Source organism: Blautia sp. HCN-20427 (genome assembly GCF_037890365.1).
Lineage (GTDB): Bacteria > Bacillota > Clostridia > Lachnospirales > Lachnospiraceae > Blautia.
The window spans coordinates 1-16,277 of sequence record NZ_JBBKBX010000017.1 but is presented as its reverse complement, the minus strand read 5'-3'; the positions used below and the strand labels follow the sequence as shown (position 1 = coordinate 16,277).

Genomic DNA, 16,277 nt, shown 5'->3' with positions numbered 1-16,277 from the left:
TATAATTGGCGAAATTGTGTGAAAAGGAACAGAGGGGAGTCTGTATGAAACGATTCAGAAAAGCGGTGGATACCGTTATAGGCTTTACAAACAGCATGAGCAGAAATCATACTACAGCCTACGCAGCTCAGGCCGCTTATTTTATTATACTTTCCTTTATCCCTTTTATGCTGCTTTTGATGACCTCTGTAAAGTATACTCCTTTGACAAGAGAAGAAGTGATACAGGCTGTAATGCAGATATGTCCGGAAAATTTTGACAGTTTTATCCGGGGCATTGTAGGCGAGGTCTATGAAAAGTCTCTGGGTGTTGTGCCTGTTTCCGCAGTTATGGCTATGTGGTCTGCCGGTAAGGGGATTCAGGCTTTAACCAATGGATTCAACTGTATTTATCAGGTGGAAGAGACCCGTAATTATATTGTAACCAGAATCCGTGCAGTCTTTTATACGCTGGTGTTTGTCCTTGCTATTGTATTGACCCTGACGCTGCAGGTTTTTGGAAACAGTCTGCAGAGAGAACTGAGTAAGCGCCTTCCGTTTCTGGATAAGCTGGTGGGAATGATTATCAGTATGCGTGTGGTGATTACCTTAAGCATGTTGTGTCTGGTTTTCCTGCTGATATATAAATTTATTCCAAACAGAAAAGCGACCTTCTGGAGCCAGTTTCCGGGAGCCGTATTTTCTTCTTTGTGTTGGTCCGGATTTTCTTTTTGTTTTTCTATTTACATTGACGTTTACAACGGCGCTACCAATATGTACGGAAGTATGACCACCATTGTGCTGGTTCTGCTGTGGCTGTATTTCTGTATGATGTTTGTGATGATTGGGGCGCAGATAAACCATTATTTTGAAGAAAAATTTCGCAGGGTTCATGATGCAGCCAGAGAAGCCATACGGCGGGAATATTATCAGCTGACCAGGTCGGAGGAGGAAGAAGAGCCGGAGAAAAAGGCAGCTGCCGGAGAAGGAACAGAAAAGAAAAAAGAAATTCTTGACAGAAACTGAGAAAGTGGCTACAATATAGGTCAGATATGACAAAGACAAGGAAAGTGTAAGTAGATATTTGTTTCCTGCCAGAGAAGGAGAGTCATCGGCTGAAAGCTCTCTTCAGTTCAGACAGATATTGAAGTTCCCACCGGAGTTGCATTTCCTAAATTCTGTATAAGCGGAAGAGTAAGAAATGACGTGACTGTGCGTTAAACAGATACGAGTGCCTGTTGATTGTTTTGACAGGAACAAGGGTGGTACCACGGAATTTGACTTCGTCCCTTTTGGGGCGGAGTTTTTTTGTTTCATAAAATGGCTTTGTTATGATACAGAAGGGAGAATATCATGAGAGAAAAATTACAGCGTATTCAAGCGGAAGCCCGCAAGCGCATTCAGGAATCAGATGGCCTGGACAAATTAAACGAAGTGCGTGTTGCATTTTTAGGAAAAAAAGGAGAACTGACAGCTGTATTAAAGGGTATGAAGGATGTAGCTGCCGAAGAAAGACCAAAGGTTGGACAGTGGGTTAATGAGACAAGAGCAGAACTTGAAGAACTTTTGGAAGAAACCAAGAAGAAACTGGAAGCAGCTGCTCTGGAACAAAAATTGAAAGAGGAAGTCATTGATGTTACCCTTCCCGCAAAGAAAATGGAAGTGGGACACAGACATCCAAATACCATTGCCTTGGAAGAAGTAGAGAGAATCTTTATTGGTATGGGGTATGAAGTGGTAGAAGGTCCGGAAGTGGAATACGACTTATACAACTTTGAAAAACTGAATATTCCGGAGGGACATCCGGCAAAAGATGAGCAGGATACTTTCTACATTAACAAAAACATTGTGCTTCGTACCCAGACTTCTCCGGTACAGGCCCGTGTTATGGAAGAAGGAAAACTGCCTATCCGTATGATTGCACCGGGAAGAGTGTTCCGTTCTGACGAGGTAGATGCTACCCATTCTCCTTCCTTCCACCAGATTGAAGGACTGGTAATTGACAAACACATTACTTTTGCAGATTTAAAGGGAACTCTGGAAGAGTTTGCCAAAGAATTGTTCGGACCGGAGACAAAGACGAAATTCCGTCCGCATCATTTCCCATTTACAGAGCCAAGCGCAGAGGTGGACGTTTCCTGTTTCAAATGCGGTGGAAAGGGCTGCCGTTTTTGTAAAGGTTCCGGCTGGATTGAAATTTTAGGCTGTGGTATGGTACATCCTCATGTACTGGAAATGTGCGGCATTGACCCGGAAGAGTACACCGGTTTTGCCTTTGGTGTGGGGCTGGAACGTATCGCGCTGCTGAAATACGAAATTGACGATATGCGTTTGCTGTATGAAAACGACACAAGATTCTTACGTCAGTTCTAGGAGGAGAGAGAAGAATGAATACATCTTTATCATGGATTAAAAAATATGTGCCTGATTTGGACATTACGGCTCAGGAATATACAGACGCAATGACGTTATCAGGAACAAAGGTGGAAGGCTTTGAAAAGCTGGACGCGGATTTGGAAAAAATTGTAATCGGACAGATTGAGAAAATCGAGAGACATCCGGACGCAGATAAACTGATTATTTGCCAGGTGAATATCGGAGCCGAGACCATTCAGATTGTCACGGGTGCGCCAAACGTAAAAGAAGGAGATAAGGTTCCTGTAGTTTTAGATGGCGGACGTGTGGCAGGCGGCCATGATGGGAAAAAGACACCGGGAGGAATCAAAATCAAGACCGGAAAGTTGAGAGGAATCCAGTCCTGCGGTATGATGTGCTCTATTGAAGAACTGGGTTCTACTACAGAATTTTACCCGGAAGCACCGGAAAACGGCATTTACATTTTCCCGGAAGATGCAGAGGTAGGCAGCAGTGCCATTCATGCGCTTGGTTTGGACGATGTGGTTTTTGAATACGAAATCACTTCTAACCGTGTAGACTGCTACAGCGTTATCGGAATTGCAAGAGAGGCTGCAGCAACTTTTGGGAAGAACTTCCAGCCGCCGGTTGTGGAGGTGAAGGGAAACAGCGAAGACGCTCACGATTATATCAAAGTTCGTGTAGAAGATACAGATTTGTGCTCCCGTTACTGTGCGAGAGTGGTAAAAAACGTAAAAATCGGACCTTCTCCAAAATGGATGCAGAGATGTCTGGCTGCCAATGGTATTCGCCCTATTAACAACTTTGTAGACATTACCAATTATGTTATGGAAGAGTTTGGACAGCCTATGCATGCCTATGACATGGCGACCATTGAAAATCAGGAAATCGTTGTCCGCCGTGCTCAAAAAGACGAAAAATTCGTAACTCTGGACGGACAGGAACGCACCTTAGATGAATCCGTACTGATGATTTGCGACGGCAAGAAACCGGTTGGCATTGCTGGTATTATGGGCGGTGAAAATTCTATGATTACCGAAAATGCCTCTGCCGTACTTCTGGAAGCGGCTTGCTTTGATGGCGTAAATATTCGTCTTTCCAGCAAAAAAGTGGGACTTCGTACAGACGCTTCCGGTAAATTTGAAAAGGGCTTAGACCCTAACAATGCACAGGCAGCCATTGACAGAGCCTGCCAGCTGATTGAAGAATGTGGCTGCGGTGAAGTGGTAGGCGGTATGGTAGACGTTTACTCTAAAAAGAAAGAACCCGTAAGAGTGGCTTTTGATCCGGAAAAAATCAATGACCTTCTGGGTACGGATTTGACAAAGGAGCAGATGTTGGAATATCTGGAAAAAGTAGAACTGGTATACGATGCAGCTGCAAATGAAATTGTTGCTCCTACGTTCCGCCACGATATTTTCCGCATGGCAGATTTGGCAGAGGAAGTGGCGCGTTTCTACGGCTATGACAATATTCCAACCACCCTTCCAAGGGGAGAGGCTACGACAGGAAAACTGCCTTTTAAGCTGCGTATTGAGCAGGTAGCCAGAGATATGGCAGAATTCAACGGCTTTTCACAGGGATACTGCTATTCTTTTGAGAGTCCGAAGGTATTTGATAAGCTGCTGATTCCGGAAAACCATGAACTGAGAAAAGCCATTGTGATTTCCAACCCATTGGGAGAAGATTTCAGCATTATGAGAACCATTTCCTTAAACGGTATGCTGACTTCTCTGGGAACCAACTACAAGAGAAGAAACAAAGATGTGCGTTTGTATGAATTAGGAAATATTTACCTGCCAGAGAGCCTGCCTCTTACGGAGCTTCCGGAAGAGCGCATGATGTTTACTCTGGGTATGTATGGCGCAGGAGACTTCTTCTCCATGAAAGGCGTGGTAGAGGAATTCCTGGATAAAATTGGTATGCATAAGAAAGAAGAATACAATCCGAAGGCTGGAAAGCCGTTCCTGCACCCGGGACGTCAGGCAGAAATTATTTATGACGGAACCGTTGTCGGTTACATGGGCGAGGTACATCCAACGGTAGCTGCTTCTTATGGAATCGGAGAAAAGGCTTATGTGGCTGTATTGGATATTCCGGCAATTCTGGAATATGCAACCTTTGACAGAAAATATGAAGGCATTGCGAAATTCCCGGCAGTCAGCCGTGATATCAGTATGGTCGTGCCGAAAGAGGTGCTGGCCGGACAGATTGAGCAGATTATTGCCCAAAGAGGCGGCAAGATTCTGGAGAGTTATCAGCTTTTTGATATTTACGAAGGAAGCCAGATTAAGAGCGGCTATAAATCCGTTGCTTACTCTGTAACCTTCCGTGCAAAAGACAGAACACTGGAAGACGCAGATGTAAATGCAGCGATGAAGAAGATTCTTAACGGACTGGAAGGTTTGGGAATCGAACTGCGTAAATAAAAGGAGTCCATACATGAAATTATATATTATCCGTCACGGAGAGACAGAATGGAATGTGCAGAAAAGACTGCAGGGGGTGTCGGATACCAATCTGAATGAAAAGGGTATTGAAATGGCAAAACAGACGGCAGAGGCATTAAAAGAGATTCCATTTGCCTGCTGTTTTACCAGCCCTTTAAAGCGGGCAAAAGACACAGCCATGTATATCCTGAGGGATCGCCAGGTGCCGGTGTATGAGGACGCCAGAATTCGGGAAATTTCTTTTGGAGAATGGGAGGGCAGAGAATCTGCCCTTCTGCCTCAGGATATGCTGGATAATTTTTTTCATCATACTGAGGTATATCAGGCACCAAAAGGCGGCGAAGAAATTGTTCAGGCCTGTGCCAGAGCAAAAGATTTCTGGAAGGAACTGACTGCCAGAGAAGACCTGCAGGACAAAACCATTCTGATTACAGCCCACGGCTGTATGGTAAGAGCACTTTTGCAGAATGTGTATGAAGACGCCGGTATAGAAAATTTCTGGCACGGGTGCGTGCCGCCCAACTGCTGTGCCAACATTGTAGAAATAAAGGAAAACAAGGCTATACTTCTGGCAGAAGATGTGGTATATTATAATAGGATTTAAGAGAACTTGGAAGAGACTGCGGCGTAGCAGTCTTTTCTTATGATATTTTTGCGGCATTTTATACAAGAAGGGAAGTAAGCCATGAGAACAGCAGATTTTTATTATGATTTACCTGAAGAATTGATTGCCCAGGACCCTTTGGTGGACCGTTCTTCTTCCAGGCTGATGCATTTGGACAAAAAGAGCGGAGAAATCCAGCATACAGATTTTAAGCATATTGTGCATTATCTGAAGCCTGGAGACTGTCTGGTGATTAATGACACCCGTGTAATTCCTGCCCGCCTGTACGGAAGTAAAATAGGCACAGATGCAGGAATTGAAATTCTTCTTTTAAAGAGAAAAGAGAACAATATCTGGGAAACTTTGGTAAAACCCGGTAAAAAAGCAAAGCCGGGCACAAAAATCAGCTTCGGAGATGGACTTTTAATCGGAGAAGTGCTGGATATTGTAGAAGAGGGAAACCGTCTCATTCAGTTTTCCTATGAGGGGATCTTTGAAGAAATACTGGATCAGCTGGGTGAGATGCCCCTGCCTCCTTATATTACCCATAAGCTGCAGGATAAAGAGCGCTACCAGACCGTCTATGCAAAAAACGAAGGAAGCGCTGCGGCTCCTACTGCGGGACTTCACTTTACGAAAGAATTGCTGCAGCAAATCCAGGATATGGGAGTAAACATCGCCCATGTGACGCTTCATGTGGGGCTTGGAACCTTTCGGCCTGTAAAGGTAGATGATGTGGAGAAACATCATATGCATTCCGAGTTTTATGTGGTAGAAGAAGAGCAGGCGAAACTCATTAATGATACGAAAAAAAATGGGGGACGAGTGATTTCTGTGGGCACTACCAGTTGCAGAACTCTGGAGTCTGCCACAGATGAAAACGGAATGCTCCAGGCCAAAAGCGGCTGGACGGAAATTTTCATTTATCCGGGATATCAGTTTAAGATGATAGATGCCCTGATTACTAATTTCCATCTTCCGGAATCCACACTTTTGATGTTGGTTTCCGCGTTGGCTGGGAAAGACCATATTATGGCGGCTTATGAGGAAGCCGTGAAGGAGCGGTATCGGTTCTTTAGTTTTGGAGATGCGATGCTGATAGAATAAAGAAAAAAGCGAGGGGCTTTACAGTTTGCAGAGTCCTTCGCTTTTTCTTTCCCTTTTTCTATGCCAGCTTCTCCAGGTCTTTATAAAACCCCGGATAGGAGATATTCACACAGTCTGCCCTGGTAATCTCTGTTTCTCCCTCTGCCGCCATGCCTGCAATGGCAAAAGCCATGGCAATACGGTGGTCCAGATGACTGTCCAGAACAGCTCCATAAAGTGTTTTGCCGCCTGTAATGATCATACCGTCTTCAGTAGGTACAACGTCAGCTCCCATAGCAGACAAGTGATGTACCATAATATCCAGCCGATTGGACTCCTTTACCTTCAATTCCTGTGCGTCCCGAATCATGGTCGTGCCCTCGGCAAAGGCGGCCAGAACGGCCAGAACAGGCAATTCATCAATCAAAGTAGGAATCAGAGCTCCTTCGATGACCGTACCTTTTAAAGAACTGTGTTTCACCAGCAAATCAGCCACGTCCTCGCCGCACTGAACACGCGGATTTAAAACCTGGATATCCGCATCCATTTGCGCGCAGACCTTCAAAATCCCGTCACGGGTAGGATTGATTCCCACATTTTTAATCAGCAGTTCTGAGCCGGGGATGAGAAGAGCCGCCGCAATAAAGTACGCTGCCGAAGAAATATCGCCCGGAACAACTACTTTCTGTCCTGTAAGCTTTGGCTCCGGCTGTATAGAAACTGTTGTTCCTTCACTGAAAATTTCGGCTCCAAAGGAACGCAGCATAAGTTCGGAATGGTTTCTGGAGAGGAAAGGTTCTGTCACCGTAGTTTCTCCTTCTGCATAAAGTCCGGCCAGAAGTACGCAGGATTTCACCTGTGCGGAACTGACGGGAGATTGGTAGTGAATGCCTTTTAAGTGTTTTCCGGTAATGCAAAGAGGAGCGCAGCCATTGCCGCGCAGACTTTCCACAGAGCCGCCCATGAAAGTCAGCGGTGTGATAACCCGGGCCATAGGTCGTTTCTGAATAGAAGCATCTCCGGTCAGTTCCGTTGTGAAGTTCTGTCCTGCCAGAATACCGGACAGCAGGCGCATGGTAGTTCCGCTGTTCCCTACGTTCAGGACAGAAGCAGGCGCCAGAAGTCCGTGAAGTCCCCTGCCGTGTATGAGAATTTCACTTTCCGTTCGGGAAATCTCAATGCCCATGCTGCAGAAACAATTTATGGTAGAGAGGCAGTCCGCACCTTCCAGAAAATTGGTAACAGCCGTAGTACCCTCAGAAAGAGAACCCAGCATAATAGCCCGGTGAGAAATGGATTTATCTCCCGGAACCGTAATTTCGCCTTTTAAGGGCGCTGATTTTGTAAACCTCATAGGCCACCTCCTGTTTATCTTTCATAAATGATGTAATTTCGTTTCTTCAACTGTTCTACCGCCTGCTTCTGGGCTTCCTCATCATAAAATTCAATTTTCAGAACCCCGTCTTCAAACTCCCGGTTGTGAAGAATTCCGATATTTTTAATGCTGATACTGTTCATGGAGAGAATGGTGGCAATGGTAGCAATAGCCCCTGTCTCATCTACCACATCGCAGTACAGGGTAAAGGACTTCTTCAGAGGACCGCTGGGGGCGTCACTGAAGGAATTGCGGTAATCTCTGGAGTTTGCAAACATATCATACAGTCCATCCGCATCTTTTTGGTCTACCAGGTACTTGGCCTGCACAATGAGACGGATGTATTCGTCCAGAACTTTGGAAATGTGTTCCGGATTTTCCAGACAGATTTGCTGCCACATGTGAGGGGAGGAAGAGGCAATTCTGGTGATGTCCTTAAAACCTCCCGCCGCAATGGTTTTCATGTGTTCCAGAGGAGAATCCAGCTTCTGTACCACATTCACAAGAGAGGCGGCCACAATGTGAGGCAGATGGCTGACACAGGCGGTAATGTAGTCGTGCTCCTCCCAGGTGAGAATCATGGGCAGAGAGCCGATAGAGGAAACCAGTTCGGTGTATCTGCCGATTTTGTCCAGTCCCACTTCTTCGGAAGGGGTGAGTATATAGTAGGCATTTTCAATAAGATGGTCCGTGGAATGTTCATATCCCGTTTTCTCACTTCCTGCCATGGGATGTCCGCCAATGAAATTTCCCGCCATTTCAAGCGCTGTAATTTTTTTGTGAATTTCTCCTTTTACACTGCCCACATCTGTGAGAATACATCCCGGGCGAATGGTCTGCTTCAGCCAGGGGAGGCACTCCAGATTGTAGTCCACTGTAGCACAGAGGAAGATATAGTCACAGAGGGCAAAGCGGGTGTCATGTTCCGTGCAGGCAATATCTACAATGCCGTCAAAGACTGCGTCCTCCAGCACATCTTTTGTACGATTATAAGCCAGAATCTGATATTCCGGGTGAAATTTTCGTATTGCTTTGGCAATGGAGCCGCCGATAAGCCCCAGACCGATAAAACCAATGGTTGTGGTTTCCATGTATTTTAACTCCTTCTATCTTATAAATATCCTGTCAAACAGTATCATTTTATGACAGGTGAGAGAAAAAGTCAATGATTTCGCGCGTTAAAGCGAAAAAACAAAATAACTTGTTTAATTTGAATAAAATACTTGAAACTTTGAAAGATTTTTAGTAAAATATACACATAATAAATTTGGGAGGTATTACATATGGACGTTTTTAGAACCGACAGAATTAGAAATGTGGTCCTGCTCGGCCATGGGGGTGCCGGAAAAACAAGTCTGGCAGAGGCAATGGCTTATTTATCAGGTATTACAAGCCGCTTGGGGAAAGTGACAGATGGAAACACCGTCAGTGATTATGATAAAGAGGAGATAAAGAGAAAATTCTCTATTACGACATCTGTAGTTCCCATTGAATGGGGAAAAGTAAAGATTAATGTATTGGATACACCGGGATACTTCGACTTTGTGGGGGAAGTGGAAGAAGCGGTGGCAGCAGCCGATGCTGCAATTATTGTGGTTTCCGGAAAGAGCGGCATTCAGGTGGGAACCCAGAAAGCATGGGAATTGTGTGAGAAATACAATCTTCCCAGAATGTTCTTTGTGACAGAGATGGATATGGATGATGTCAGTTACCGTCAGGTGGTAGAAGATTTGACTGAACTTTACGGTAAGAAAATCGCACCTCTTCACATGCCTATCCGTGAGGACGGCAAATTTGTGGGCTATGTCAACATCGTGAAACAGGCAGGCCGCAGATACATTGAAAGAGGGCAGAAGAAGGAATGCCCGGTACCGGAATATCTGGAGGAATATCTGGAGAAATACCACGAAACGCTGATGGAATCCGTAGCAGAAATCAGTGAAGAATTTATGGACCGTTATTTTGCAGGAGAAGCCTTCTCCGTAGCTGAAGTTTCCGCTGCCTTAAAAACAAACATTTCAGACGGCAGCATTGTTCCGGTGTGTATGGGTTCTGCCATAAACATTCAGGGTGTAGCCAATCTGTTAGATGACATCTGCGGCTATTTCCCAAGTCCGGATCAGAAAGCCTGTGCCGGTATGAACACAAAGACAAACGAAATTTATCAGGCAAATTATGACTTTACAAAGGCAAAATCTGCCTATGTATTTAAAACCATTGTAGACCCCTTCCTGGGTAAATATTCGCTTATCAAAGTCTGCTCCGGTGTTATCAAGGGTGATGACACGCTGTACAATACGGGAAAAGAAACGGAAGAGAAACTGAATAAGCTGTATGTATTGGAAGGTTCCAAATCCATAGAAGTGCCGGAACTGCATGCAGGTGATATCGGAGCCATTGCCAAATTAAATACAGTGGCAACCGGAGATACTCTGGCAGTAAAAAATACCCCTATCCTTTACGGAAAAACAGAACTTTCCGTTCCTTATACTTATAAACGCTATAAAACCGTAAACAAAGGTGATGAGGATAAGGTGTCTCAGGCGCTGTCCAAGATGATGCAGGAAGATTTGACTTTGAAAGCAGTAAACGATTCCCAGAATCATCAGTCCCTGCTGTACGGTATCGGCGAGCAGCACCTGGATATTGTAGTCAGCAAGCTGAAAGAACGTTACAAAGTAGACATTGTGCTTTCTGAGCCCAGGGTTCCTTTCAAAGAAACCATCCGTAAAAAAGCAGATGTAGAATACAAGTATAAAAAACAGTCCGGCGGTCACGGTCAGTACGGTCATGTGAAAATGACTTTTGAACCTTCCGGTGATTTGGAAACACCGTATGTATTTGAACAGACTGTTGTTGGCGGCGCAGTTCCCAAGAACTACTTCCCAGCAGTGGAAAAAGGTATTCAGGAATCTGTGTTAAGAGGCCCGGTTGCTGCATATCCGGTAGTGGGTGTGAAAGCTACGCTGTATGATGGTTCTTACCACCCGGTAGACTCTTCCGAAATGGCATTTAAGACTGCTGCCATTCAGGCATTTAAGAAAGGATTTATGGAAGCGTCTCCCATTCTTCTGGAACCTATTGTTTCTATGAAAGTCAGTGTACCGGATAAATTCACTGGTGATGTGATGGGGGATTTAAACAAGAGAAGAGGCCGTGTGCTCGGCATGAATCCAGACCCTGCACATAAGGGCAATACCATTGTAGAAGCAGACGTTCCTATGCTGTCCATTTACGGATACTCCACAGACCTGCGTTCCATGACAGGCGGAAGCGGATTATTCTCCTATGAATTTGCCCGCTATGAACAGGCGCCTTCTGATATTCAGGAAAGAGAAATTGAAGCCCGCGCAAAGGCAGAAGAGGAATAGAAAACAACAAAAAACAGAAGTGATATTGTAAAAACGGGGCTGCTGAGGCAGTCCCGTTTGACGTGAACGCTTTCTAAAGGAGAGTCTTGTAAAATTCGGTCATCTTTATGTAACCTTTATAGGAACTTGCCCCCGGATTGTTGAAACTGTGTGCCAGGCATGCTACAATGAGGAACAAAGCAGAAAAATCTGCTTGGAAAGGTATGGTAAAACTATGAAAAAGAAAATTGCAGCAGGTTTGACGCTTCTGGTTCTGGCATTTTTGTATTACTATGTCACCTTGCCGGCAGTCAACATTCACGAAAGCGGTTTCTGGTTCTTTCTGGGAGCCCTGGTTGTGGCAGTGCTGGTGCTGTATGGATTCAAAAAGCGGATTTCCAGTGTGCAGGAACTGCGGACCAACAAGGTGCTAAAGGGAGGAATCTTTGTGATTCTGGCTATTGCAGTGGTATATGGGGCAGGGGCTCTTTTGTCATCCCCTATTATCAATGCAAAGAAATACCAAAAGCTGGTAACACCCGAAGAACGGGATTTTGCAGAAGATATTAAAGAAATCAGTTATGACCAGATTCCCCTTTTGGATAAGGAGTCGGCAGAACTTCTGGGAAACAGAAAAATGGGAAGTATGGTGGACATGGTGTCACAGTTTGAGGTGAGCAGTCTGTATTCCCAGATTAATTACCAGGGACAGCCTTATCGTGTCTCCCCTTTGGTTTACGCCAACGGAATTAAATGGCTGACAAATCAGAAAGAGGGGATTCCAGCTTATATCCGCATTGATATGGCAACCCAGGATACGGAACTGGTAAAGCTGGATAAGCCCATTAAATATTCGGAATCGGAATACTTTAACCGAAATATTTACCGTCATCTGAGATTCCAGTATCCCACTTATATGTTTGACCAGTTGAGTTTTGAGATTGATGACGATGGTACACCTTACTGGATTTGTCCGGTGAAAAAATTTAATATTGGGCTTTTCGGCGGTCAGACTATTGGAAAAGTCATACTGTGTAATGCTCAGACAGGAGAAACGACAGAATACAAAATCGAGGACTGCCCTCAGTGGGTGGACCGGGCCTATCCTTCGGACCTTCTTCTGGAACTGTATAATTACCACGGTATGCTGAAAAACGGATTTTTTAACAGCATTCTGGGACAGAAGGGATGTCTGAAAACCACAGACGGATTTAACTACCTGGCCTTAGAGGATGATGTGTGGGTGTACACAGGCGTGACCTCGGTCAGCGGTGACAAGTCCAATGTAGGTTTTGTGCTGATGAATCAGAGAACGATGGAAACCCGGTATTATGTGTGTGACGGCGCTCAGGAGCGTTCTGCCATGGACTCTGCGGAAGGACAGGTGCAGAACCTGAAATATGAGGCGGCTTTTCCGCTTCTTCTGAACATTTCCGACCAGCCGACGTACTTTATAGCCTTAAAGGATGGAGCGGGCCTGGTGAAAAAGTATGCCATGGTGAATGTTCAGAAATATCAGACGGTGGCCATTGGAGATACGGTGGAAGAGTGTGAAAAAAATTATGAAAAACTGCTGGAAGCAGACGGTGGTGAAAGTACAAAGGGAAAGACAGAGGAGGCATATAAAGTTACCGGAAAGATTGAAAAAATTGCCCAGGCTGTTCTTGACGGAAATTCACACTTTTATGTGACCTTTGATGATACGGATTTGGTCCTTACTCCTCCAGAGGAAGGGGCTCAGAAACTGGAAGGCACGCTGATTTTTGATATTCCGGTTACCGAGTTTCCGGAGGTGATTGCTTATAATCCGGGAGATACCCTAAGCCTTAGTTTCCTGCCCGGAAATACGGTGTGCTCCGTTGTTTCCATGGGAGAAGAGGAACAGGAGTAGAAAAAAGGCGTGCAGGGGTTGACAAAAGGGCAATCACTGGGTAAAATGTGTAATAGCTTTATAAGGAAAAGCGTTGAAGAGGAGTATTAAGAAACACCGCATAGAAACGTGGAAAACGAAGAGAAAGAGAGCTGCCGGGTGGTGCAAGGCAGGTATGCAGGATTCCCAACTCGCCTCGGAGTTCCCGGATTGAACAGACCCAAACAGTCACAAGTAGATACGGGCGGGATTTCCCGTTACAGAAAAAGGAGTGCGCAGACGCAAAAGAGTCTGCGAATTAGAGTGGTACCACGGAATATTAGCCCTTTCGTCTCTAAAGAGGAGACGGAAGGGCATTTTTTGATGTGAAGGAGGAAGAAATTATGGCAGTACCTTATAATTATAAGGCGATTGAACAGAAATGGCGTAAAAACTGGGAGGAACACCCAGTCAACGTAGAGGACGGAAACAAACCAAAATATTATTGTCTGGATATGTTTCCATATCCGTCAGGAAACGGACTTCATGTAGGACACTGGAGAGGATATGTAATCTCTGACGTGTGGAGCCGCTTCAAAATGATGCAGGGATATTACCTGATTCACCCTATGGGTTGGGATGCTTTCGGTCTTCCGGCAGAAAACTATGCCATTAAAATGGGAGTCCACCCGGCGAAATCTACGGCAGACAATATTGCAAACATTAAAAGACAGATTAACGACATTGCTGCTATTTATGACTGGGACAGAGAAGTCAATACTACAGACCCTGCTTTCTATAAATGGACGCAGTGGATTTTTGTAAAAATGTTTAAAGAAGGCCTGGCTTATGAAAAGGAATTCCCAATTAACTGGTGTCCTTCCTGTAAGACAGGTTTGGCCAACGAGGAAGTGGTAAACGGCAAATGTGAACGCTGTGGTTCTGAAGTTACCAAGAAAAACCTGCGTCAGTGGATGCTGAGAATTACCAAATATGCAGACCGTCTTTTAGATGACCTGGACAAACTGGACTGGCCGGAAAAAGTAAAGAAAATGCAGGCCGAATGGATTGGAAAATCCTATGGTGCAGAAGTAGACTTCCCGGTAGAAGGAAGAGAAGAAAAAATCACTGTTTACACCACAAGACCGGATACCCTTCACGGCGCAACCTTTATGGTACTGGCACCGGAACACGCTATGGCGAAGGAACTGGCTACGGATGAGACAAGAGAAGCCGTAGAAAAATACATTTACGACGCTTCCATGAAATCCAATGTAGACCGTCTGCAGGATAAAGAGAAAACAGGTGTGTTTACAGGAAGCTATGCAGTCAATCCTTTAAATGGAGCAAAAATGCCTATCTGGCTGTCGGATTATGTACTGGCTGATTACGGTACCGGCGCGATTATGTGTGTACCGGCTCATGATGACCGTGACTTTGAATTTGCAACCAAATTCAACATTCCGGTTATCCAGGTTATTGCCAAAGACGGAAAAGAAATTGAAAATATGACAGAAGCGTATACCGAGGCTTCTGGAACTATGATTAACTCCGGTGAATGGAATGGCATGGAATCCGCAGTGCTGAAAAAAGAAGCGCCTGTGATGATTGAAAAAATGGGCATTGGACGCAAGACGGTCAACTACAAACTTCGTGACTGGGTATTCTCCCGTCAGCGTTACTGGGGCGAGCCCATTCCGATTATCCATTGTCCGAACTGTGGTAATGTACCCGTTCCGGAAGACCAGCTTCCACTGACTCTGCCGGAGGTAGAATCTTACGAACCAACAGGTACAGGAGAATCTCCGCTGGCAGGCATTGAAGACTGGGTGAACACCACTTGTCCGTGCTGCGGCGCTCCGGCAAAAAGAGAAACCAACACCATGCCTCAGTGGGCTGGATCTTCCTGGTATTTCCTGCGCTATGTGGACAGCAAAAATGACGAAGCGCTGGTATCCAAGGAAAAAGCAGATAAATATCTTCCGGTAGATATGTATATCGGTGGAGTAGAGCATGCGGTACTGCATCTTCTGTATTCCCGTTTCTATACCAAGTTCCTGCATGACATCGGTGTGGTAGACTTTGATGAACCGTTCCAGAAACTGTTCAACCAGGGTATGATTACCGGAAAGAATGGTATCAAGATGAGTAAATCCAAAGGAAATGTAGTTTCTCCGGATGATTTGGTAAGAGATTACGGCTGCGATTCCTTGAGACTTTACGAACTCTTTGTGGGACCGCCGGAATTAGACGCAGAGTGGGATGACCGGGGAATTGACGGTGTTTACCGTTTCCTGAACCGTTTCTGGAAACTGGCTATGGACAGCAAAGAAGCGGCTGTAGCAGAGACAAAAGAAATGGTAAAACTTCGTCACAAGCTGGTATTTGACATTACTCAGCGTCTGGAAAGCTTCAGTCTGAACACCGTTATTTCCGGATTCATGGAATATAACAACAAACTGATTGATATGGCGAAGAAGACAGGCGGTATCGATAAAGCAACCATTGAAACTTTTGTTCAGCTTTTGGCGCCGTTTGCACCGCACATTGCAGAAGAACTGTGGCAGGAATACGGTCATGAGGATTCTGTATTCCACACCCAGTGGCCAAAGGCAGACGCAGAAGCAATGAAGGACGATGAAATCGAAGTTCCGGTACAGATTAACGGCAAGACAAAAGCCGTAGTTTGTATCAGCGCAGAGACTACAAAGGAAGAGGCGATTGCAGCAGGAAAAGAGGCGATTGCAGATAAGCTGACCGGAAATATAGTGAAGGAAATTTATGTTCCTAAGAAGATAATTAATATTGTGCAGAAATAATTGAGAAGAAATTCTTACAAAGAAAAGGCGTTGTAAAAGGGTAAATATTTCAAGACAAGATGAGAAATGGCGTAGGTAGTGGAAACATTATTTGCGCCGAAAATCTTTTACATACATTTAACTGGTAAAAAATATAGAGAATGGTAAAATTATCTTGCAAGGGGGGAGATAGGGAGGATTTTATATGTTCTTGATGGCGATATCTATTCTGGTAATTGTGGAAACCATTGGCTTCTTTCTTGCAAAACGGTATGACATGAGTGAAAAAGTAGACAAGGGAATAGAAATTTGTTATTGGAAATTAAGTTATAGACGAAAATTTATTAGAACACTTTGTTTTATTCCTGTATCTGTAATTATAATTATTGAGTTTTATAAGGAATTTCAATC

The 16,277-nt window shown here is 44.8% G+C and carries 10 protein-coding genes, 1 pseudogene and 2 other annotated features; of the genes and pseudogenes, 9 read left to right on the top strand and 2 right to left on the bottom strand.

The features are described from left to right. Positions 1 to 44 precede the first annotated feature (44 nt). The 5 genes from WKT17_RS10985 to queA all read left to right on the top strand — a co-directional run bounded on the left by WKT17_RS10985 (position 45) and on the right by queA (position 6,515). Positions 45 to 1,004, top strand: coding sequence for a YihY/virulence factor BrkB family protein (locus WKT17_RS10985; protein WP_173749797.1), 960 nt, complete (start codon positions 45 to 47; stop codon positions 1,002 to 1,004). A 29-nt stretch (positions 1,005 to 1,033) separates the two neighbouring features. Continuing rightward, positions 1,034 to 1,272, top strand: a binding site (T-box leader). Positions 1,273 to 1,331: 59 nt separating this feature from the next. Then, positions 1,332 to 2,351, top strand: a complete 1,020-nt coding sequence (gene pheS / locus WKT17_RS10980) for a phenylalanine--tRNA ligase subunit alpha (RefSeq protein ID WP_291683542.1) — start codon at positions 1,332 to 1,334, stop codon at positions 2,349 to 2,351. Positions 2,352 to 2,365: 14 nt separating this feature from the next. Further along, positions 2,366 to 4,783, top strand: coding sequence for a phenylalanine--tRNA ligase subunit beta (gene pheT / locus WKT17_RS10975; RefSeq protein ID WP_291683543.1), 2,418 nt, complete (start codon positions 2,366 to 2,368; stop codon positions 4,781 to 4,783). Positions 4,784 to 4,796: 13 nt separating this feature from the next. Beyond that, a complete protein-coding gene (locus tag WKT17_RS10970) occupies positions 4,797 to 5,408 on the top strand; it encodes a histidine phosphatase family protein (RefSeq protein ID WP_291683544.1) in 612 nt (203 codons plus the stop codon). Between the two features lie 81 nt (positions 5,409 to 5,489). After that, complete coding sequence (gene queA, locus WKT17_RS10965) at positions 5,490 to 6,515, top strand: tRNA preQ1(34) S-adenosylmethionine ribosyltransferase-isomerase QueA (RefSeq protein ID WP_173749801.1); 1,026 nt, start codon at positions 5,490 to 5,492, stop codon at positions 6,513 to 6,515. Positions 6,516 to 6,573: 58 nt separating this feature from the next. Here queA and aroA read toward each other — a convergent pair whose 3' ends face one another. Further along, entirely contained in the window at positions 6,574 to 7,848 is a 1,275-nt protein-coding gene (gene aroA / locus WKT17_RS10960; RefSeq protein ID WP_291683545.1) for a 3-phosphoshikimate 1-carboxyvinyltransferase, read from the bottom strand. A gap of 14 nt (positions 7,849 to 7,862) precedes the next feature. After that, entirely contained in the window at positions 7,863 to 8,960 is a 1,098-nt protein-coding gene (locus WKT17_RS10955) for a prephenate dehydrogenase/arogenate dehydrogenase family protein (protein ID WP_340272817.1), read from the bottom strand. Between the two features lie 192 nt (positions 8,961 to 9,152). Here WKT17_RS10955 and WKT17_RS10950 point away from each other — a divergent pair, with 192 nt between their 5' ends. The 4 genes and pseudogenes from WKT17_RS10950 to WKT17_RS10935 all read left to right on the top strand — a co-directional run. After that, the gene (locus WKT17_RS10950; protein ID WP_291683756.1) at positions 9,153 to 11,240 is read left to right on the top strand and encodes an elongation factor G; all 2,088 of its coding nucleotides are present in this window, start codon (positions 9,153 to 9,155) and stop codon (positions 11,238 to 11,240) included. A gap of 214 nt (positions 11,241 to 11,454) precedes the next feature. Further along, a complete protein-coding gene (locus tag WKT17_RS10945) occupies positions 11,455 to 13,110 on the top strand; it encodes a CvpA family protein (protein ID WP_330026424.1) in 1,656 nt (551 codons plus the stop codon). Positions 13,111 to 13,174: 64 nt separating this feature from the next. Beyond that, positions 13,175 to 13,428: a binding site (T-box leader), on the top strand. A 44-nt stretch (positions 13,429 to 13,472) separates the two neighbouring features. Then, positions 13,473 to 15,887: a leucine--tRNA ligase gene (gene leuS / locus WKT17_RS10940; protein ID WP_291683752.1), complete on the top strand. Its 2,415-nt coding sequence runs from the start codon at positions 13,473 to 13,475 to the stop codon at positions 15,885 to 15,887. A gap of 184 nt (positions 15,888 to 16,071) precedes the next feature. After that, positions 16,072 to 16,277 (top strand): annotated as a pseudogene (locus WKT17_RS10935) (hypothetical protein); the annotation flags it as partial.